Below are 19,821 nucleotides of genomic sequence, written 5' to 3'. Positions count from 1 at the left end.
AGACCCCCATGTCACGAAGTCGCGTCCGCCGTCTGACCGCACCGCTCACCGCGGGCCTCCTCACCCTCGGCGCCCTCACCGCCGTGCCCGCCACGCAGGCCCACGCGGCCGGCAGCGTCGTCAAGGTGACCGGAGCCAAGGGCAACTGGCAGCTCACCGTGGACGGGAAGCCGTACCAGATCAAGGGCCTGACCTGGGGCCCGTCCGCCGCCTCCGCCGACACCTATCTGCCGGACCTGAGGTCCATGGGCGTCAACACCATCCGCACCTGGGGCACGGACGCGAGCAGCAAGCCGCTGTTCGACTCCGCGGCCGCGCACGGCATCAAGGTCGTCGCCGGATTCTGGCTCCAGCCCGGCGGCGGTCCGGGCAGCGGCGGCTGCGTCGACTATGTCACCGACACCACGTACAAGAACAACATGCTCAACGAGTTCACGAACTGGGTACGGACCTACAAGGACAACGCGGGCGTGCTCATGTGGGACGTGGGCAACGAGTCGGTCCTCGGCCTGCAGAACTGCTACGGCGGTGACCAGCTGGAACGCCAGCGCGACGCGTACACGAGCTTCGTCAACGAGGTCGCCCGCAGGATCCACGGCATCGACCCCGACCACCCGGTCACCTCCACCGACGCATGGGCCGGCGCCTGGGCCTACTTCAAGCGCAACGCGCCCGACCTCGACCTGTACGCCGTCAACTCCTACAACGGTGTCTGCGACATCAGGTCCGCCTGGCAACAGGGCGGCTACGACAAGCCGTACATCGTGACCGAGTCCGGCCCGGCCGGCGAGTGGGAGGTGCCGAACGACGCCAACGGGGTCCCGGCGGAGCCCAGCGACCAGGCCAAGGCGGCGGGCTACACGAAGGCGTGGAACTGCGTCACCGGCCACAACGGGGTCGCGCTCGGCGCCACGCTGTTCCACTACGGCACGGAGTACGACTTCGGCGGCATCTGGTTCAACCTGCTGCCCGCCGGACAGAAGCGGCTGTCCTACTACGCGGTGAAGAAGGCCTACGGAGGCGACACCTCCCACGACAACACCCCACCCGTGCTGTCCGAGATCGGCGTCGTGGGCAACCCGGGCGCGGTCGAGGCCGGGCGGGACCTGACGCTCGACGTCCAGGCCACCGACCCCGACGGCGACCCGGTCACGTACGAGGTCCTGGACAACAGCATGTACCTCGACGGCAGCGGGCAGCTGAACTCCCTGCGCTCCACCAGTGAGGGTGCGGGCAGGCTGAAGTTCACCGCACCCGATCGCCCCGGCGTCTGGAAGATCTACGTCAAGGCGACCGACGGCCACGGAAACGTCGGCGTCCAGTCGCGCTCGATCAGGGTGATCCCACCGATGATCGACGGCACGAACGTCGCCCTGCGCAAGACCGCCACCGCCTCCTCGTTCCAGCCGTCCGGCGGGGACTGCCCCTGCACGGCCGCCAACGCCGTCGACGGCCGCCCGGACACCCGCTGGGCGAGCGACTGGAGCGACCCGCAGTGGATCCAGGTCGACCTGGGCGCCCCCACCTCCTTCCGGCACGTCCAACTGGTCTGGGAGACCGCCTACGCCAAGGCCTACACCATCCAGACGTCCAACGACGGCCAGAACTGGCAGACCCTGCGCCAGGTCACGGACGGCAACGGCGGCGTGGACGACTTCGACCTCAACGGGACCGCCCGGTACGTACGCGTCAACTGCACGCAACGCGGCACCGGTTGGGGGTACTCGCTGTACGAGCTGGGCGTCTACGCCTGAGCGCGAGGATCGGCCGTGGCATCCGCTGGGTGGTACGCCCCGGTCGGTCGCCTCTTCGAGCGGCGCACGGCCGACCTATAGTGGGCCGCATGAGCCGTTGGAGGGAACTGACCGGGGAGACGTCCGGTGAGGACTACGCCGCGCGGTTCGCGGCTCTGGCCCGGAGCGGGAAGGACGTGCACGGTGAGGCGCGGTTCTGTGCCGCTCTCGTGCCCGCCGGGGCACGGGTGCTGGACGCCGGATGCGGTACCGGACGGGTCATGATCCGGCTCGCGGAGCTGGGGTACGACTGCGTCGGGGTGGATCTCGACGCGTCGATGCTGGCGATGGCGCGCAAGCAGGCGCCGGAGCTGCCCTGGTTCCAGGCCGATCTGGCCGCGTTCGAGCCCGACCCGCTCGGCATCACGGCCGACTTCGATCTCGTGGTCGCCGCGGGCAACATCTTCCCGCTGCTCGCCGCCGGCACCGAGGCCGCTGTGATCGAGCGCCTGACCGCCGCCCTGCGCCCAGGCGGACTGCTGGTCGCCGGCTTCGGCCTGGACGAAGCCCACCTGCCCGTGCCGCCCGGCATCACGCTGGCCGAGTACGACGACTGCTGCGCCGCGGCCGGCCTCACCCTCGTCGACCGCTTCGCCACCTGGGACGCCGACCCGTACGACGGCGGCGGCTATGCCGTCAGCGTCCACCTCCGGTGACACTTCGGTGACGAAGGCTTCGTAGTCCGGCCCCCGCCGTCCCGACCCCGGCGGCGGGCGTGTCCCTCGGCCGCGGGCCGGGCCGTGCGGGGAAGGCTGCACAGATGCACGCCGTACTCCACGCACTGTCGATCACCGGATCCATGACCTGGGAGATCACCTGGGCGCTGATCCTGGGCTTCGCCCTGTCCGCGGTCGTCCAGGCCGTGGTCCGCAAGTCCACCGTCGTCGCACTGCTCGGCGACGACCGTCCCCGCACCCTCGCCGTCGCCGCCGGACTGGGCGTGGCGTCCTCGTCCTGCTCCTACGCCGCCGTGGCGCTGGCCCGCTCCCTGTTCCGCAAGGGCGCCGACTTCACCGCGGCGATGGCCTTCGAGATCGCCTCCACCAACCTCGTCGTCGAGCTCGGCGTCATCCTCGCGCTGCTCATGGGCTGGCAGTTCACCGCCGCCGAGTTCACCGGCGGCCCCGTCATGATCGTCCTGCTGGCCGTCCTCTTCCGGCTGCTCCTGCGCGAGAGGCTGCTGCGCCAGGCCCGCGAACAGGCCGAACGGGGCCTGGCCGGGTCGATGGAGGGCCACGCGGCGATGGACATGTCCGTGCGACGCGAAGGCTCCTTCACCCGGCGTCTGGTCTCCCGCGAGGGCTTCACCGCCGTCAGTCACGTCTTCGTCATGGAATGGGCGGCGATCCTGCGCGACCTGGTGGTCGGTTTGCTGATCGCCGGTGCCGTCGCCGCCTGGGTCCCGGACTCGTTCTGGCGCACCTTCTTCTTCGACGGCCACCCGCTCGCCGCCAAGCTGTGGGGCCCCGTCATCGGCCCGCTGGTGGCGATCGCCTCGTTCGTGTGCTCGATCGGCAACGTGCCGCTGGCGGTGGTGCTGTGGAAGGGAGGCATCAGCTTCGGCGGCGTGGTGGCGTTCATCTTCGCCGACCTGCTGATCCTGCCGATCCTCAACATCTACCGGAAGTACTACGGCGCCCGGATGGCCGCCTTCCTGCTGGGAACCTTCTACCTCGCGATGGTCGTCGCTGGCTACGTCGTGGAATTCGTCTTCGGCGGCCTCGGTCTGATCCCCGACCAGGCCGACGCGAGGCTGCCCATGGAAGGCATTCGATGGAACTACACCACCTGGCTCAACATCGCCTTCCTCGTCCTCGCCGCGCTGCTTCTGGCGCGGTTCTGGCGGACCGGCGGGCCGTCCATGCTGCGCATGATGGGCGGCTCACCGCACACCGGTCACGACCGGACGGGCCCGTCCGTGCCATGACGGCGCGGACGGGCCGGTTGCGCCGGAGCGGGCGGGTCACGCCACGCCGCTCTCCCACCACCACGAGCCGGAGCCGTACGAGGGGTACTGGACGCGGCTGTCGCAGTGCTGCCACGAGTTCGTGTACGCCTCGAGGCCGGAGAAGCCGCAGGTCTCGGCGATCCGGTAGGTCTGCAGGGTGCTGTGGCCGGAGACGACGATGTCACCGGCGACGCCGTAGAGGTGCATGCTGTTGGACGCGCCGCCCGAGGCGGCGTTGTGCGCGATGCTGCGGAAGCCGGAGTTGACCGTGATCGGGCTGTTGCCGGCCTTCTTGCGCACCGCTTCCAGCTTGTACATCAGCCGGCGGACGTTCTCCTTGACCGTCGCGGCGGCGACCTTGCCGTTGTTGAAGCCGGAGCCGTCCTTGGAGTAGAACTCGCTGAAATCGAAGTGGGCGGTCGATCCGTCGCTCGCCTCGAGGCTGTTGAGGACGCTCTGGGTCTGCGGGCCGGCGACGCCGTCCGCGCCCAGTCCGTAGGCGGACTGGAAGCGCTGGACGGCGGCGGCCGTGGCCGGGCCGAAGGAGCCGTCCCAGGCGACGTACGTCTGGGAGGCACTGCCGGCGGCCCAGCCGCCGACGCGGATCTGCAGCTCCACCACGTCGGAGCCGGAGGCGCCCTGCTGGAGGGTACGGCTCCAGCCGTAGGCCGAGGCCGTGCCGGCCGTGGCGACGCCGGTGACCGCCGCCACGCCGAGCGCGGCCGTCACGCCCGCCGCGCTCCGGAACAGGGTGCGGCGGTCGATGCTTCGGTGGGGGTGTCGTGCCGGGTTCATGGAAGTCTCCTCCTTTGGTGACTGCTGGTGACTACGCCTCGAAGGTCAGGCGACCAGGGCCTGCCAGGTGTTGGAACCGACGATGCCGTCCACGGCGAGGCCGTGCGAGGACTGGAAGGAACGCACCGCGGTGTCGGTCGCGGGCCCGAACGCGCCGTCGACCGTCAACGAAGCGCCGTGAGCCTTGAGCTGGCTCTGCACCGCCTGGACCGCGGCTCCCGACGAACCCTGCCGTACGGTGACGATGAGGGCCTGCCAGGTGGCGGGTCCGACGACGCCGTCCACGCCGAGGCCGTGCGAGGACTGGAACGAACGCACCGCCGAGTCGGTCCCCGGCCCGAACGCGCCGTCCACCGTCAACGCGGAACCCTGCGCGTTGAGCAGGTACTGGACGGTCTTGACCCGCTCACCGGAGGCCCCCTGCTTCACCGTGGGCCAACTGGCCGTCGGTGGAGGGTTGTAGCCGCCTCCCTTGGCGAAGGCCTGGAGGTCGGTGAGGGTGCCGTTGAAGGTGTCCTGGTCGCCGGGGAAGGTTCCGGAGTCGGCGTACTGCCAGATCGTCTGGGCCGACCAGCCGGCGGGCAGTGTGCCGGGGCTGCCGGCGTAACGGGCGATCCACAGCGGGTTGGTGGCCCCGAAGCTGCTGTTGTTGCCGGTGCAGGTGGTCCACCAGTCGGTGGTGGTGTAGATCGTCGGGTAGCGCCCGACCTTGGTGCGCACCTGGTTGCTGAAGTCCCGGATCCAGGAGACCATCGCGCTCTGGCTCAGCCCGTAGCAGGTGGCTCCGTAGGGGTTGTACTCGATGTCCAGCGCGGGCGGCAGCGTCTTGCCGTCGGCGGTCCAGCCGCCGCCGTGGCTGACGAACCAGTCCGCCTGCGCGGCACCGCTCGAATTGCCGGGCAGCGCGAAGTGGTAAGCACCGCGGATCAGTCCGGCGTTGAACGCGCCGTTGTACTGCTGGGAGTAGTAGGGGCTGGTGTAGGTGGTGCCTTCGGTGGCCTTGACGTAGGCGAAGGCGGCGCCCTTGTTCTTGACGGACGTCCAGTCGACGTTGCCCTGGTAGCCGCTGACGTCGAGGCCTGCCGGACCCGTGCTGACGGCGAGCGGGGCGGCGGCCGACAGAGATCCCGCGCCCTGGCGCTGGAGTCCGGATCCGGCGTGGTCCTGGTCCGGGTGCGTCATGCGCACCGGGGTCCCGGTGGCGGTCCCGGGGTCGCCGGCGGCCGTCGCCGAGGCGGTGCCGGGCAGGACCAGCAGGGTCAGGGCGGCGGCCAGCAGCCCGGCCGCACGGGCGAACGTCCGGCGGGGGCGGGTACCGGTGTTGCCGGGTCTGAACCGCGAGGGGGTGGCTGAAGGCATGGTGCTCCCAGAGGTGTGGAGGGACACTGCGATGCGCTTGGGCCGGGGTGGCCGTGGTGACGGCCATCGACGGTCGGGAGTGGAGCGTCGGAGCGGTGAGCGGCGGGTGAGTGCCGGTCGCGGTGGGGGGTCAGCAGGTGCCGGGCACGCCGTCAACTCTGCGGCGCACAGGTTGGGTTGACGCGCGTAAACGTAAGGGATGTGTTGACATGCCCGCAACATCTTCGAGATGTGAAAAGTTGAATCGGGGGCGGCGGTCCCTGGCCGGCGCGCGCGGAGATCGGGCAGGAAGCGTCGCGCGGAGGCCGGTTGACGGTGAATTGTTCACCTGCGGCTCCACCGGATGTCACCGGGACGATCCAGTGCATTGGGCGATCGGCCACACGCTGACCGTCGGCATTCCCCCTATCGCAAGGAGCAGGTGTGATGCGCTTCGGATCTCCGTCCCGCCGGGCCTCGGCCCTCGGAGTGGCCCTCGCCGTGATCGGGGCCGGCGTCGCCGCACTGGCGCCCGTCGCCGCCGCCGCACCCGGTGCTCCGGGCACCCGGCCGTCGTTCTGCGGCCACGACAACCGCAGCACGCCGTTCTCGCGGTATCTCTGCGCCCGGCCCGGCGACCTGCTCGACGTCCGCATCGGTGACGTGCACCCGACCCAGCCGTCGCTCGGCTACGACGAGGTGTACTACAAGCTCGGCCGCTACACCCTCGGCAAGGACGCGATCAACAAGAAGTTCGACGACTGGTGCGAGGCCGACGGCCGGACCGCGGCGGCAACCGTGTCCGCCGACGCGCGACTTGACGACCCGTCGTCGTTCACGTGCGAACTCCCGCTCGGGGCGGAGACGGCGGACAGCGTCGCTCCCATGAAGACCGTCGTCATCGGCCCCGGCGGCGAACCGTTCCTCACCGACGGGCACCACACGCTCACTTCCTTCTACCAGACCCCCGACGGCGGGGCCGACCTGCACGTCCGGCTGCGCGTGCAGGCCAACTTGAGCAATCTGCCCCGCCAGGCCTTCTGGGACGAGATGAAGGCGCACAAGTGGGTGTACCTGCGCGACCCCAAGGGCAGGCAGGTCACGGTGAACAAGCTGCCGACCGGTGTGGGTCTGGCCAACTTCACCGACGACACGTACCGCAGCCTGCTCTACTTCGGCCGTGACATCGGCTACGCGCAGAACGGGCTGCCGTTCCAGGAGTTCTACTGGGGCAGCTGGGTCCGTGACGCCAAGCCGATCGACCTGGCCGACTGGAACCCGAACAACCTCGACAACTACCTGGCCACCGTCAAGTCCCTGACCGGGACGATGACGGCGCTGCCCAAGGGCGCCGTCGTCGACAGCGGCTTCACCGCGGCCGAACTCGGCGCGCTGGACCGGTGGAACGACGGCAGCGCGGTCAACAAGGGCGAGTTCAACAAGCTGAGCAAGCCGTACTCCGACGCCAAGCCCGGGAAGCTCGCCTACACGCTGGAGTACAAGCGGGCGCACGGTCTGGGCTGAGGTGTCCCCGCCCGGCTCACCGGGAACCCGGGCCACCTGACACCGCCGGCCGGGGGCGGTCTCGCGAAGCCCGCCCCCGGCCGCGTACGTCACCGGCCCTTCCGCTCCAGGAAGACCGGGTTGGTCATGGCGGCCATGGGCCCGAACAGCAGCGCGTCGCCCATGGTGTTGCCCTGGCCGGGGGAGCCGTCGGCCATCGGGTGGCGAACCTCGGCGCGCACATAGGCGGCGAGCGAGGCGGTGGTCCGCCAGACCACCGTGCCGGTGCCGGAGGCGCCGACGGACTCCTGGTGCATCTGTCCCTCGTCGGTGATGAACCGGACGGTGCCGTGGGGCACGCCCCGGACGTCGAGGCGGATGTCCACCGGGGCTTCGGCGGGGACGGTGAGCTTCTCGCCGATACCGGCCTGCCTGCCGCCGCCCGTGGCGGTGAAGGCCAGCTCGACCGAGGCGGACTCGGCGATCCAGCTGCGGCCCTCGCGGATGCCCTTCATGAGCGAGTCGGTGGCGAGGTCGTCCGCGAGGACGACGTTGTGCGGCAGACCGATGACCTGCGGCTCGCTGTGCGCGTCGCTGTTGCCCATGGCCGGGAGCCAGCGCTTTCCGGTGCGGACCGCTTCGCCCAGCTTCTGGTCCCAGGTGCTGACCGCGTGCTCGTCGTCGTAGGTCCACGGGCCGGTCCACACCTCCGTGGCGTCCGCGTTCTCGAAGCCGAACTTCCACTGGCAGGCCACGTACGCGCAGTACATGTGCGCGGGCACCACGAGGCCGTCGTTGCGGTGGACCTGACGCGCGAACCGGTCGAACGCGTCGTCGCGCGAGCGGTAGCGCCAGTCGACCCACTCACCGGCCGGAAGGCCCAGGGCGAGCCAGTGCCCGTTGCGCGTGGTGACCTCCTCGCCCGGGATGATGAGCAGGTCCGGACCGGCGTGCTCGCCCCAGACCGCGTGCGAGGAGGACGTGTTGTGGTCGGTGGAGACCATGAAGTCCAGCCCCGCGGCGCGCGCGCCGGCCGCGACCTCCGCCGGCAGGCGCTTTCCGTCGGAGTGGACCGTGTGCAGGTGGCAGTCGCCGCGGTACCAGTCGCGGCCGCGGCCCTTCGCCCGCTGCGGGGGGTGGTGGGGTACGAAGGCCGGGCCGCGCTCGCCGTAGGTGAGCGTCACCTCCACCCGGTAGTTCATGCCCTGGGGAGCCACCTGGTAGGGGCCGAGGACGATGTTCCAGGTGCCCGGGTTGACCGGACCGGGCAGATAGCCCGGCGTGGCCTCGCCGGCGCCGATCTCGAACGAGGTCCGGAAGCCGCCGGACCAGCCACGGAAGCCGCGGCCGCCGAGCGCGGTTCCGCGCTCGTCGAAGACACCGATGTCGCACGAGTTGCCCGGAACACCGGACGGTACGGACGGCTTGTCGTAGGAGTAGGAGACGGCGATCTTCCTTACGCCTCTGGGGACTTCCACGGGGAGGTGGACGAAGTCCGCGACGCCGGTCTCCAGGAAGCCGGTGATGGTGCGGGTCGCCTCGCTGCCGTTCGCCGGCGCGGCGCCGGCGGGACCGTCCGCCGCCCGCGCGAAGGAGACCGGGGCGAGGGTGAGGGCGGCCGCTCCGGCACCTCCCGCCAGCAGCAGTCGCCGGCGTCCGAGGCCGGCACCGGCATTGCCGACGTCCGTGGTGTCGGGCTCCAGGGGCTTCACGTTGTGCTCGCAGTGTCCGTCAAGGCACATGTTCCGTCCTCGGCAAGCTCGGTGATGGATGCGCGGAAAGCCTCTGGAGCCTCATGGGGTTCCGTGAACGGCGGATGAGCCGGGCATGGCCCGCCCGGCAAGAGCCTGTGGCTGGTGTGCGGTGGCGGCGAGTTGCCGCCCCCCTCGCACCCCCGCCTGCGCTGCGTGACACGCGGACCTGCCCCACCGATACGCCAACGAGGGCCCCTACCTTGGCGGTTGGGGCCCTCGTCGTGTGTTGCGGCTCGGCTCAGAGGTGGCCGCCAGGGGTCACCGTGAACGAGGCGGGACCGGCGGACAGGTTCACCGTGTACTGGCGCAGGTAGGTGTCCAGGAACGGGGAACGGGCGCCGGCGGTGGCCGCGTCGCGGGCCGGGTCGTCCAGGGCCAGCCTGAGCTGAGCGCCCTTGACCGCGACCGTCTGGCCGGACGGCGTGGCACGCCAGGAGCCGGTCTGGATGGAGCCGATCTCCACGGCCAGGACGTGACCCGTGGCCAGGGTCCAGTCGGTGGCCTTCAGGTCGACGGTCATCCGGCCCGAACGCAGCAGGGAGACCTGCTCGTCGAACATGACGGCTTTGCCGTTCGGGGCGACGTCGTACAGCTTGAGCATGACGTTGCCCTCACCCTTGGCGGTCAGCGAGACCTGCGGGGTGCCGGTGAGGCGCACGGCCTGTCCGACCGGCTTCGACCACACGAAGAAGCTCGATGTGACCTTGCCGTCCTTCTGGAGCTTCGCCAGCCCCCTGGCCAGGCCCTTCGGGGCGGCCTGGTCGGTCGCGGGCGCGTTCTCCATGTCCCACTGGCCGGACGGCTTCCCGAGCGTCTGCGGCGTCGGCTCGCCGGCCGCGGCCAGGGCCGCGCGGCCCGAGGCGCCACCGTCGTCCAGGTACGAGCCGTTGCCGAGCGGGAGCGTGACGGACCGCTTCACGACCGGCCATGTGTTCTGGGCACGCCAGGCACCCGTGGAGTCCTCGACGACGTAGGCCGGGTACTTGACCTTCGGCTTGATGCCCTTGAGGTACTCGTCGTAGTAGGCGAGGGTCTCGTCGTACCAGCCCTCGCGGCCCATGGACAGGCGCCCGTCACTGGTGCGGTCGCCGCCGCGCACGTGCTCCCACTGGCCGACCCAACCGCGCTCCGGGCCCACGTGGTTGTCGAGGTACTCCTGCATCTCCTCGGGCTTGGTGTTGTTCTCGATGAAGCCCTGGGTGACGAACAGCGGGGTCTTGGTGCCCTTGGCCATCTTCGCCAGGTCACGGTCGGTCCAGTGCTTGTCCCACTGGTTCGCGATCTTGTAACCGGCCGAGTTCTGGGTGAGGCACTCCGGGTGGGTCTTCTCCCACTGGGCGTTGGCCAGGTAGTGCGGGTCGTCGTCCGCCATCTGAGAGAGCGTGGCGATGGAGTTGTAGGCGTTGGCGGTGCCGGTGACGTTCGGGCGGGGCACCCCGTTGGAATAGATGTACTGGTACATGTCCCACACGGGCTCCTGGGCGACGACGGCCTTGAGGGCCTTCTGGCTCAGGTTGTTGCCGATCAGGCCCGTGACGGCGTCGTACGACTTGCCGTACATGCCGACCGCGCCCGTGCTCCACGGCTGCTTCGCCGCCCAGTCGATCGCCGCCTTGACGTCGGCCTGCTCGCCGGGACCCGCCCAGTCGAGGCAGCCGGTGGAGCCGCCGAAGCCGCGCAGGTCCACCATGACGAAGGCGTACCCCTGGGCGAACAGGTCGGTGCCCTCGATGAAGTCCTGGAAGCGGGACGAGGGACCGGTGTGCTTCCAGCCCTCGGGATCGGTCTGCCCGGAGTGCCCGAAGTAGGGGCCGACCGACAGGATGACGGGCACCTTCTTGCCCGGGGCCAGTCCCTCGGGCAGCAGGACGTCGGCGTGCAGCTCGGTGTCGGAGCCGTCCGAGGACGGGAAGTAGTGCTGCGTCCAGAGCGAGCCCTTCGGGACGCGGTCGTTCTCCTCATGGGTGACGGGGTCGGTCGCGGTGGCGACCGCCCCCGTCCGGGTCTGCTCCGCGGCGGGCTGGGCCGCGGCGCCGGGCGCCGCGGTGGCGGGGCCGGCGAGCGCGGCGGTCAGCGCGAAGGTGGTGACGAGTGCCGAGGCGGTCGCGACGGCCGTACGACGTCTGTTCACTTGCTCCTCCCGGAGTGTCAGGTACGGGGCGGTGCAGGTGGTGCGGTCGAGCACGGCCCCTGACCCACCGTCAGAGCTGTGTGGGCGGTCGCACGCATGCCGAAGGCCGGATCGCGGGCGTGCACCGGAGCCGTCGGCGACGGAGCCTATGATCATCATTGAAACGAGTCAACGGGGCTGCGCGTCATGCGTGTTGCCGATGTGACCCCGACCGGTTCGGCGCCCCGTGGGCGCGCGGGGACATCGGCCGGCGGCGAATCGCCCTGCCGCCCACGTCAGGAGCGGCCGGAAGGGACCACACGGAGCCCTTTTCGCCGGCGGTCTGATCATCATCGGTACGTCGGCGGTTCGGCATCGGTTCGTCGTGGGTTCGTCGGTGTGATGTTGGTTCCATCGGCCCGGGCACGGCGCTCCGCCGTTCGCCGGCCTTCGTGCCGTGGCGGACGCGGGCGTGATGTATCTAAGCTTGCATCTATCGCTGCTACAGTGGAGACATGGCCGCCAACACCACCCCCTCCACCGCCCGCGTGCCGGCCGCCGAGCGTGCGTACGGCCTGACCAAAGAGCTCATCATCGATGGGCGGCTCCCCGGCGGGAGTCTCATCAGCGAGGGCGAGATCGCCGAGCGCACCTCACTCAGCCGCACCCCGGTCCGCGAGGCCTTCCTCCGCCTCCAGGCCGAGGGGCTGCTGCAGCTCTTCCCCAAGCGCGGAGCCGTGGTGGTACCGGTGGGGCCGGGCGAGGCCGAGGACGTCCTGGAGCTGCGCGAGGCACTGGAGAGCAGCGCGGTGCGCCGCATCGCCCGTCGTGCCGAGCCGCTCGGCGGCCTGGTGAGCCGGTTGTCCGACCTGATCGACGTCCAGCGGGAGCACGCCCGCCGGGCCGACGTGGCGGCCTTCGCGGAGGCGGACGAGGCCTTCCACCACGGCATCGTGGCGGCCTCCGGCAACGGCCTCGCCGAGCGCTTCTACGAGACGTTGCGCGACCGCCAGCGGCGCATGGCCGTGCAGCTCCTCCAGCCACAGCCGGAGCGCCTGGCCTCGCTGATCCACGAGCACAGCCTGCTCGTGGAGCGGATCGCCGACCGCGACGACGAGGGGTTCGCCGGTGCCCTGCGGGCCCACCTGGACGCCCACCGCGGCGCGACGGGCCTTTGACCCCGTCACAGACACCCGCCGGCACCCCCACCGCAAGCCCCGGCGGGATCAGCACGTGAACAAGCAAGGAGCAGCACCGTCATGAGCACCACCCGGTGGCCGACCGGCCGTCCCGCCGTACCGTCCGGCAGGGGCAGGCCGTGGCTGCCGGCGGCGGCTGCCATGTTCTGCTCCGGGTGGGGCGGCAACCAGTTCACCCCGCTGCTGCTGATGTACCGCCGCCTCGGCGGCTACTCCGCGGTCACGGTCGACGCCTTCCTGGCCGCCTACGTCCTCGGACTCGTACCCGGGCTGCTGGTGGGCGGGGCCGCCTCGGACCGCTGTGGCCGCCGCCCGCTGATGACCGTCGCGACCGCGGCGTCGCTCGCGGCCAGCGCCGTCCTGTGCGGGGGAGTGGCCGGACAGATCCCCGTCTACGCGGGCCGCTTCCTCAGCGGCCTGGCCGTCGGCATCGCGATGGCGGTCGGCACCAGCTGGGTCAAGGAGCTCTCCCAGGCACCGCACGACCCGGCGGCCGACGCCGGCGCGGGGGCGCGGCGCGCCTCCCTCTCGCTGACCCTCGGCTTCGGACTCGGCGCCGGGGTGGCCGGCGTGCTGGCCCAGTGGGGCCCCTGGCCGATGATCACCCCGTACCTGGTGCATGTCCTGGTCAGCCTGCCCGCCCTGTTCATGCTGGCGCGCGCCGTGGAGACCCGGGCGCGGACCACCGCCGTCCGCGGCCTGTGGGCCGACCTCAAGGTCCCCGCCGCCGGACACCGCCGTTTCCTGCGCGTGGTGCTTCCGATGGCCCCCTGGGTGTTCGGCGCGGCCGGCGTCGCCTACGCGGTCACCCCCCAGCTCGTCGGCGACCGGATCGGGAACTGGGCCCTGGCCTACGCCACCCTGCTGACCGTCTGCACCCTCGGTACCGGGGCGCTGGTCCAGCCCTTCGCCAAGCGCCTGGACTCGCTCGACTCGGCGCGGGGGATCATCGTCGCGATGATCCTCATGGCCTGCGGCATGGCCGTCTGCGCGGGCGACGCGGCCGTTCGCTCGCCCTGGCTCGGCCTCGGCGGAGCCGTCCTGCTGGGGGCCGCCTACGGCATCGGGGTCGTCTCCGGACTGCTGGAGATCCAGCGGATCGTCACCCCCGACGACATGGCCGGCATCACCGGCGTCTACTACGCCCTGTGCTATTCGGGATTCCTGCTGCCCGCGATCCTGGCGGCGCTGTCCGCGCTGGCGTCCTACACCGTGATGCTCGTCGTCCTGACCCTTCTCGCCCTGACCAGCCTCGCGGTGATCGCGACCTCGTCGGGGCGGACCGCCGGAACCCTCGCCGCGGCCGGGACCGGCGCCGCCGAGACACGGCCCGCCGAGGCCCCGGCCCGCTGACACCCGCGCCCGTTCCCCAGGGCGCGCCCTGCCCGCGCGGGCCGCACCGCGGGGGCGCTGTCATTGCCCCGCCGCCGTCACGGTGATCCCGAAGCCGTCGGCGGTCCGGCCGCCGCCGCTCACCAGGACCTGGCCGGTGATGTCGGCCCAGTCGTCGGTGGGGAGGAACAGCGCGAGGTTGGCGATGTCGCCCGGACCGCCGAGCCGGGACGAAGGGGTACGGGACCGCGGCGTCGCCAGGCCGGGACGACCGGTCGCGGCGAGCGAGGCGACCAGGTCGGCCTCCCCACATCCCGGCGTGAGCGCGTTCACCCGGACACCGGCGAATGCCCACTCGACCGCCAGGACCTTGGCCGGCGAGGCGACCTCGACTCGCGCCACTGCACGCCGGTCATCTCCGCGACCGGCTGCTCCGGGTGGATCCCGGCGGCCAGGACCGAGTACCGGCTGATCCCGGACACCGTCCGGCGTGCCGACCCCGCCGACGCCGAGCGCCTTCCCGCTGGTCACATCCGGCGCACCCGGCCGGCCCCGGCGCGGCACCCCGGGCTGTTTCCAGCCGGTTCCCGTTCCTGACGGCTCGTCAAGTCCGGGCGTGAGTACCCTCTCGCGGCCCTCCGCAACCAATTCGCACGCAACTGTGCAGTCCTCGTGTGCGGTTCGCTAGGCTTCCCGGCATACCGGCAGATCAGGGGTAACGGAGTGTCGGAACGGCAGCGCACCGAGAGGACCACCATCGTGGATGGACGCGATCGGCTGGGGAAGCCCCTGTACGAGCGCGAGAACGAGGTGACAGCCGCACAGAAAGCGGTGGAGGGGATCTGCGCGGGCGGGGGCAACGGCGAAGGCAGGCGGGGCGGGCTGCTGTTCTTCAGCGCCGCCGCCGGACTGGGCAAGACGACCGTGCTGACGGAGATCCGGCGCATGGCCGCCGCGCGCGGCTGCACCGTGCTGTCCGCCCGGGGCAGCGAGCAGGAGCACACCGTCCCCTTCCACGTCGTACGCCAGTTGCTCCAGCCCGTCCTCGCCTCCTGCACCGAGGCCGAGCGGCGCGAGATCTTCGGCGGGTGGTACGAGATCGCCGGACCGGCCGTCGGCCTGTTCGCTCAGCAGACTGGTACCGCCGGCCCCGACCCGCAGGGCGTCCGGGACGGTCTGGACTGGGTCGTCACCCAGGTGGCCGTGCGCCGGGCACCGGTCGTGATCGTCCTCGACGACGCCCACTGGGGCGATCTGGAGTCTCTCGCCTGGCTCTCCGCCTTCGCGGTGAGAGCGCGGGAACTCCCCGTGCTGGTGGTCATCGGCTACCGGCCGGACGAGGTGCCGGCCGAGGCGCAGGCGTTCCGCGAACTCATCGACGGCCGCAGCGCACGCCCGATCCCGCTCCACGCCCTCAGCCCGGAGGCGGTGGCCGAACTGGTGCGGGGCTCGCTCGGAGCGGAGGCCGACGACGTCTTCTGCCGCGAGTGCTGGGTGGTCACCGGCGGCAACCCCTACGAGGCCGTCGAGCTGATCGCCAAGGTCCAGGACCGGAACCTCGCCCCGGACGCGGAGTCGGCCTCCCTGCTGGGGGAACTCGCCGCGAGCGCGCGGGGTACCGGCCTGATCAAACGCCTGGAGAGGCTCGGCCACGCCGCCGTCCGGCTCGCCTGGGCCGCCGCGGTGCTCGGTACCGAGATCTCCGCGGAGCTGGCCGCCTCGGTGGCCGGACTGCCCCCGGCCGAGGCGCAGGCCGCCGCGGACCGGCTGCGTGTCGCCCGTATCCTCACCGGCACCCGCACCCTCGAATTCATCCACCCGCTCATCGCCACCGCCGTGTACCAGGCCATCCCGCCGACCACACGCACCGGACTGCACGGTCAGGCCGCCTGGGCGCTCGCCGACGCGGGCCTGGGCATCACCGCCGCAGCCCGGCACCTGCTCGAGACCCACCCCGAGGGTGACCCCAACACCGTCCGGCAACTGCGCGCCGCCGCCCGCGAGAACGCCCGCCTGGGCGCGCCCGACGCGGCCCGGCGCTGTCTGGAACGCGCGCTGCGCGAACCTCCCGCGCCCGAGGACCGTGCGGGCGTGCTCTACGAACTCGGCTGCTCCGCCCTGCTCACCGCTCCCGCGACCACGGTCAACCACCTCACCGCGGCCCTGGAACAGCCCTTCCTGGACCCCGAGCTGAGGGAGAACGCCACCTTCCGGCTGGCCCAGGTGTTCGCCCACAACGACGAACTCGCCAAGGCGGCCACCGTCGCGGGCGCCGAGGTGGCCCGGTCCCACTCCCCACGGGCACGGCTGCGCATGCAGGTCGCGCACTACCTGTGGCTGGTCTTCGACGCGCACGAGGAGCAGGCGTCCGACCGCTCCCTCCGGCTCGCACGACTCGTTGAGCACCTGCCCGGGGAGACCATCGAGGAGCGCGCCCTGCTGTGCATCCGCACCTGGGACGCGATGCTGCGCGGGGAGCCGGCCGCGGACACGCTGGACGTCGCCGCACGCGCCATGGGCCTGAGCTACACCGACCCGGACTGGGGCTTCGAACTGCCGAGCGTGGCCGCGCTCAGCTACATGTACGCCGACGAATGCGACCGAGCGGAGGAGCTGTTCAGCTCGGCCATCGCCGAGTGCGAGCAGGTCGGCTGGAGCGGTGCCCACCTCTCCTTCGGCTTCACCCTCCTCGGCCTGGTCTGGTTCCGGCGCGGGATGCTCGTCAAGGCGGAGGAGTGCGCACGCGAGGGAGTGCGCCTGGCCGAGCGGGTGGGCGACCGGGTGCCCGCCCGGTGGTACGCCGTGGGGCTGCTGGTGGACGTCCTGCTGTCCCGGGGCCGAGTGGAGGAGGCGCTGCGGGTCGCCAGGACGTACGACTTCGCGCCCCCGTACCTGACCGCGGTGGTCTTCCCGGACTCCCAGACGGTCTACGGGCGGCTGCTTCTCGCCCGTGGCCTGCGCAAGGAGGCCGAGGCGCAACTCACCGCCGCCGGAGCGCGGTTGGAGGCCAAGGGCATCGTCAACCCGACCTGGTGCCCCTGGGCGGGACACCTCGCCCTCGCCGTCGCCGAGGAGGACCCCGCGCGTGCCCGCGCCCTCACGGCGAAGATGCTGCGGCGGGCCGAGCGCTACGGTACGCCCACCGCCATCGGGGAGGCGCTGAGCTTCAGCGCGGCGGTGGCCGAGGACGGGCAGGCGCTGCCGCTGCGGGAGCGCGCGGTGGAGATACTGCGCCGATCCCCCAGCCGGCACGCGTACGCGGAGGCCCTGATCGACCTCGGCGCGGAACTCGGGCGCGGCGGCGGCACGGACCGGGCGACCGGGCTTCTGTCCGAGGGCGTCGAGCTGGCGGAGGAGTGCGGTGCCGACCGCCTCGCCGAGCGGGGCCGCGCCGAGCTGGCCGCGGTGAGACTGCGGCTCAATGGGGCACGCCCGTTGGCGCGACGCGGAGCGAGCCCCGCGGAGCACGGCTGAACCGGCGTGGAAATGAGGGGAGTTATTATCAGCGCGGACGGCCCAGACCGGCGTCGCGTGCCTCGACGACGGCCTGGTCGCGCTGGGTGAGGTGCGGCGTGGCCAGGATCGCCGGGAGGCGGGCATCGCCCAGGCGGTGGTCGGCATCACTCACCCCTTCATGCCGGGGCACATCGCGTCCGGCGTCGGCCTGCTGGTCGCCGCGGTCGGCTTCGCCGGGGCCGGCTGGGCGCTCCTGCGCATGAGCGACGACGACTTCGACCGGGCGCCCGGCCGCCCCGCCTGAGAAGGCCCGCGGGATTGCCGGCTACCGGGCCGCCGGAACCGAACGCCGAACCGCGGGCGGCGCGGCCGGGATCCGTTCCAGGACGCCGCCCGCGAACACGTCGTACAGCGGCAGCGTCTCCAGGTGGACGTAGTCGATGTGGCAGTCGCACACGGCCAGCGGGCACGGACGGGGGCGCAGGGCCCGCCGGTAGGAGCCGTCGTACAGGTTGCCCAGCTCCGAGCGGACGAAGTGGCAGCGGCGCACCGTGCCCTCGCCGTCCACCGATATGACCGACTCTCCCGTACGGCAGGGCAGGCCCGCGCTGCGGTGCGGGTGGCGGCTGTACGGGAAGAGCGGGTCCAGGGCCGTCCACCGGTCGGCTTCGGCGTCGGTGTAGGGGTGGCCCTCGGCGGCGTTGACCCACAGGTACACGTGGTCGGGGAGGTCGGCGCGCAGCCGACGCGCCTGCTCCAGGTGCTCGGGGAGGCCGACGACCCCGACGCTGTGGCGGACACCGCGCGCGGCCAGGTCGTGGCACTTGGCGAGGAAGCGGTCGTACGGCGTCTGCCCGGGGTGGAAGGTGCACCACAGGGCGAGGGTGTTCAGGTCGGCGGTGTCCAGCCAGTCCGTACGGCAGCTGAGGTTGGTCTGGATCGCCACCCGGCGGATGTGCGGCAGCCCGCTCAGCTCCGCGAGCGTACGCCGGTACCAGGAGCGCACCAGTCCCTCGCCCCACGGCGTGAACAGCAGGGAGAGCCGGTCGTCGCGCTGCGCGGCCGCCCAGGCGGCGAAACGCTCCAGCGCCGCGCGGTCCGCGGTGAGTTGGGCGCGGCTGTCCCGGCGCTTGGCGAACGGGCAGTACGGGCAGTCGTAGTCGCACGACGCCAGCGGGCCGCGGTAGAGGATCGTCAGGTCCATGCGCGCTCCCTCACTTCGGCTCGTACGCGGCCATGCGCTCACGCACCGCGGCGGAGAACAACTCGGGCCCCAGCGCGTCGGAGTGGGCCAGGCCCTCGGGGGACAGCCGCAGCAACTCCGCGCCCGTGCGGTCGTCCAGCCAGCCCCGCTCGCGGAACCGGTCCAGTTCGGCGGCGAAGTCGTCACCCGGCGCGGTGCCGAAACGGGTCCGGTAGTCCGCGACGGGCATGCCCTCGGCCTGGAGCAGTGACTGGAGCAGATGGCGGCGCCGGGACTCGTCCGCGTTCACCTCCCAGCCGAAGTCCGCGTGCCGGAAGTCGTCGGCCGGGCGTGCCGTGTACTCGTCGATGATCCCGCGGATGCGGTGCATGTCCACGGCGTAGTCGAAGGAGTAGTGCAGGGTGGAAGTGTACGAACGGGAACCGCAGCCGAGGCCGACCATGCCGTCGGTCTGGCACGCGTAGTCCTCTCCTCCGGTGGCGGGGGCGCCCGCACGGCGGAACATGCGCATCGACACCTGCTCGTAGCCCCGCGCGAGCAGGTGGTCGCGGCCGTGGCGGTACAGCCGCAGCCGCTGCTCGTCCCAGTCGGCGTCGCCGGCGCCGCCGGGCGCCGTCCCGCGATGCCGGCCGAGACCGGTGAGCGGGCGCACGTAGAGGGGGTAGAGGTACAGCTCCTCCGGTCGCCAGGCGAGGGCTGCGTCCAGGGAACGGGTCCAGGACTTCTCGGTCTGGCCGTCGATGCCGTAGATCAGGTCGATGTTGAGGACGGGTAGACCGGTGTCGCGGATCCGGGCGAGGGCCGCTTCGACGTCGGCCCGGCGCTGCGGGCGTACAGCCGTGCGTGCCTCGGAGTCGACGAAGCTCTGCACGCCCAGGCTCAGCCGCGTGGTGCCGCGGGCGGCCAGCACGGACAGCCGGTCGGCGGTCGCCGTGGCGGGGGAGGCCTCGACCGACAGCGGGATCGCGGCGAGGTCGGCGCCCAGGCCGCGCTCGGCCAGATCGCACAGCCGCTCCAGCTCGGCCGCCTCCAGGAACGTCGGAGTGCCGCCGCCGAAGGCCGCGTTGGCGTAGCGCGCCCCCTCACCCAGTGCCTCGCGCACCGCGGCCGCCTGGCGTTCCATCGCGTCCAGGTAGGCGGTGGTCAGACCGTCCGGCGCGCCGATCCGGGTGAAGAGATTGCAGAAACCGCAGCGGACTTCGCAGAACGGGATGTGGAAATAGAGGGAGAGGGCGTCCTTCGGCTCGTGCGCCCACAGCGCCCGCAGGGACGCCCGCTCCCGGGCGAGCGGACGGTACGCGGTCTTGTGCGGATACGCGTAGACGTACTGCTGGTACGGGCGGACGGTGCTGGGCGCGGCCGCCGCCTCGGTGCTGGTGATGGCCATGG

General features: G+C 71.8%; 16 protein-coding genes and 1 pseudogene. 8 read left to right on the top strand and 9 right to left on the bottom strand.

Annotated features, from left to right (window positions below; translation table 11 throughout):
- The first annotated feature begins 8 nt into the window (after positions 1–8).
- The 3 genes from ACIQMV_RS16945 (at position 9) to ACIQMV_RS16935 (ending at position 3,720) form a co-directional block, all read left to right on the top strand.
- Positions 9–1,754: a discoidin domain-containing protein gene (locus ACIQMV_RS16945; protein ID WP_402593459.1), complete on the top strand. Its 1,746-nt coding sequence runs from the start codon at positions 9–11 to the stop codon at positions 1,752–1,754.
- An 89-nt stretch (positions 1,755–1,843) separates the two neighbouring features.
- Entirely contained in the window at positions 1,844–2,449 is a 606-nt protein-coding gene (locus ACIQMV_RS16940; protein ID WP_402593457.1) for a class I SAM-dependent methyltransferase, read from the top strand.
- A 104-nt stretch (positions 2,450–2,553) separates the two neighbouring features.
- Entirely contained in the window at positions 2,554–3,720 is a 1,167-nt protein-coding gene (locus tag ACIQMV_RS16935; protein WP_402593455.1) for a permease, read from the top strand.
- 36 nt (positions 3,721–3,756) lie between these two features.
- Here ACIQMV_RS16935 and ACIQMV_RS16930 read toward each other — a convergent pair whose 3' ends face one another.
- The 3 genes and pseudogenes from ACIQMV_RS16930 to ACIQMV_RS16920 form a co-directional block, all read right to left on the bottom strand.
- Positions 3,757–4,536: a D-Ala-D-Ala carboxypeptidase family metallohydrolase gene (locus tag ACIQMV_RS16930; protein WP_141356536.1), complete on the bottom strand. Its 780-nt coding sequence runs from the start codon at positions 4,534–4,536 to the stop codon at positions 3,757–3,759.
- Positions 4,537–4,581: 45 nt separating this feature from the next.
- A complete protein-coding gene (locus ACIQMV_RS16925) occupies positions 4,582–4,965 on the bottom strand; it encodes a peptidoglycan-binding protein (RefSeq protein WP_402593545.1) in 384 nt (127 codons plus the stop codon).
- A 39-nt stretch (positions 4,966–5,004) separates the two neighbouring features.
- Positions 5,005–5,895: pseudogene (locus ACIQMV_RS16920) on the bottom strand (lysozyme); the annotation flags it as partial.
- A gap of 426 nt (positions 5,896–6,321) precedes the next feature.
- Between ACIQMV_RS16920 and ACIQMV_RS16915 the strand changes: the two are divergent.
- On the top strand, positions 6,322–7,398 hold the full coding sequence (locus tag ACIQMV_RS16915; RefSeq protein WP_402593453.1) for a ParB-like protein: 1,077 nt from the start codon (positions 6,322–6,324) through the stop codon (positions 7,396–7,398).
- Positions 7,399–7,487: 89 nt separating this feature from the next.
- Here the strand turns inward: ACIQMV_RS16915 and ACIQMV_RS16910 are convergent, their stop codons facing one another.
- Positions 7,488–9,119: a CehA/McbA family metallohydrolase gene (locus ACIQMV_RS16910; protein WP_402593451.1), complete on the bottom strand. Its 1,632-nt coding sequence runs from the start codon at positions 9,117–9,119 to the stop codon at positions 7,488–7,490.
- Between the two features lie 250 nt (positions 9,120–9,369).
- On the bottom strand, positions 9,370–11,262 hold the full coding sequence (locus tag ACIQMV_RS16905; RefSeq protein ID WP_402593449.1) for a CocE/NonD family hydrolase: 1,893 nt from the start codon (positions 11,260–11,262) through the stop codon (positions 9,370–9,372).
- A gap of 494 nt (positions 11,263–11,756) precedes the next feature.
- Between ACIQMV_RS16905 and ACIQMV_RS16900 the strand changes: the two genes are divergently transcribed.
- Positions 11,757–12,419, top strand: coding sequence for a GntR family transcriptional regulator (locus tag ACIQMV_RS16900; protein WP_402593446.1), 663 nt, complete (start codon positions 11,757–11,759; stop codon positions 12,417–12,419).
- Positions 12,420–12,500: 81 nt separating this feature from the next.
- Positions 12,501–13,793 (top strand): MFS transporter, encoded by a 1,293-nt coding sequence (locus ACIQMV_RS16895; protein ID WP_402593444.1) that lies wholly within the window; start codon positions 12,501–12,503, stop codon positions 13,791–13,793.
- A gap of 60 nt (positions 13,794–13,853) precedes the next feature.
- On the opposite strand, the gene ACIQMV_RS16890 is transcribed toward ACIQMV_RS16895, so the two are convergent.
- Entirely contained in the window at positions 13,854–14,174 is a 321-nt protein-coding gene (locus ACIQMV_RS16890; RefSeq protein ID WP_402593442.1) for an SDR family oxidoreductase, read from the bottom strand.
- Positions 14,175–14,531: 357 nt separating this feature from the next.
- Here ACIQMV_RS16890 and ACIQMV_RS16885 point away from each other — a divergent pair, with 357 nt between their 5' ends.
- Entirely contained in the window at positions 14,532–17,246 is a 2,715-nt protein-coding gene (locus ACIQMV_RS16885) for an ATP-binding protein (RefSeq protein WP_402593440.1), read from the top strand.
- A 28-nt stretch (positions 17,247–17,274) separates the two neighbouring features.
- Here the strand turns inward: ACIQMV_RS16885 and ACIQMV_RS16880 are convergent, their stop codons facing one another.
- Positions 17,275–17,400 (bottom strand): hypothetical protein, encoded by a 126-nt coding sequence (locus ACIQMV_RS16880; RefSeq protein ID WP_402593439.1) that lies wholly within the window; start codon positions 17,398–17,400, stop codon positions 17,275–17,277.
- Positions 17,401–17,406: 6 nt separating this feature from the next.
- On the opposite strand from ACIQMV_RS16880, the gene ACIQMV_RS16875 reads away from it, so the two are divergent.
- On the top strand, positions 17,407–17,532 hold the full coding sequence (locus ACIQMV_RS16875; protein WP_402593437.1) for a hypothetical protein: 126 nt from the start codon (positions 17,407–17,409) through the stop codon (positions 17,530–17,532).
- Positions 17,533–17,553: 21 nt separating this feature from the next.
- On the opposite strand, the gene ACIQMV_RS16870 is transcribed toward ACIQMV_RS16875, so the two are convergent.
- Together ACIQMV_RS16870 and ACIQMV_RS16865 are read right to left on the bottom strand one after the other, a co-directional pair.
- Positions 17,554–18,432, bottom strand: coding sequence for an STM4011 family radical SAM protein (locus ACIQMV_RS16870; protein ID WP_402593436.1), 879 nt, complete (start codon positions 18,430–18,432; stop codon positions 17,554–17,556).
- Between the two features lie 10 nt (positions 18,433–18,442).
- Positions 18,443–19,819 (bottom strand): STM4012 family radical SAM protein, encoded by a 1,377-nt coding sequence (locus ACIQMV_RS16865; protein ID WP_402593434.1) that lies wholly within the window; start codon positions 19,817–19,819, stop codon positions 18,443–18,445.
- Between the last annotated feature and the right edge of the window lie 2 nt (positions 19,820–19,821).

This window comes from Streptomyces sp. NPDC091412, from assembly GCF_044756885.1.
In the GTDB taxonomy this organism is placed as follows: domain Bacteria; phylum Actinomycetota; class Actinomycetes; order Streptomycetales; family Streptomycetaceae; genus Streptomyces.
The sequence above is the reverse complement of the archived record's forward strand: the minus strand, read 5'-3'. Positions and strand labels throughout refer to the sequence as shown.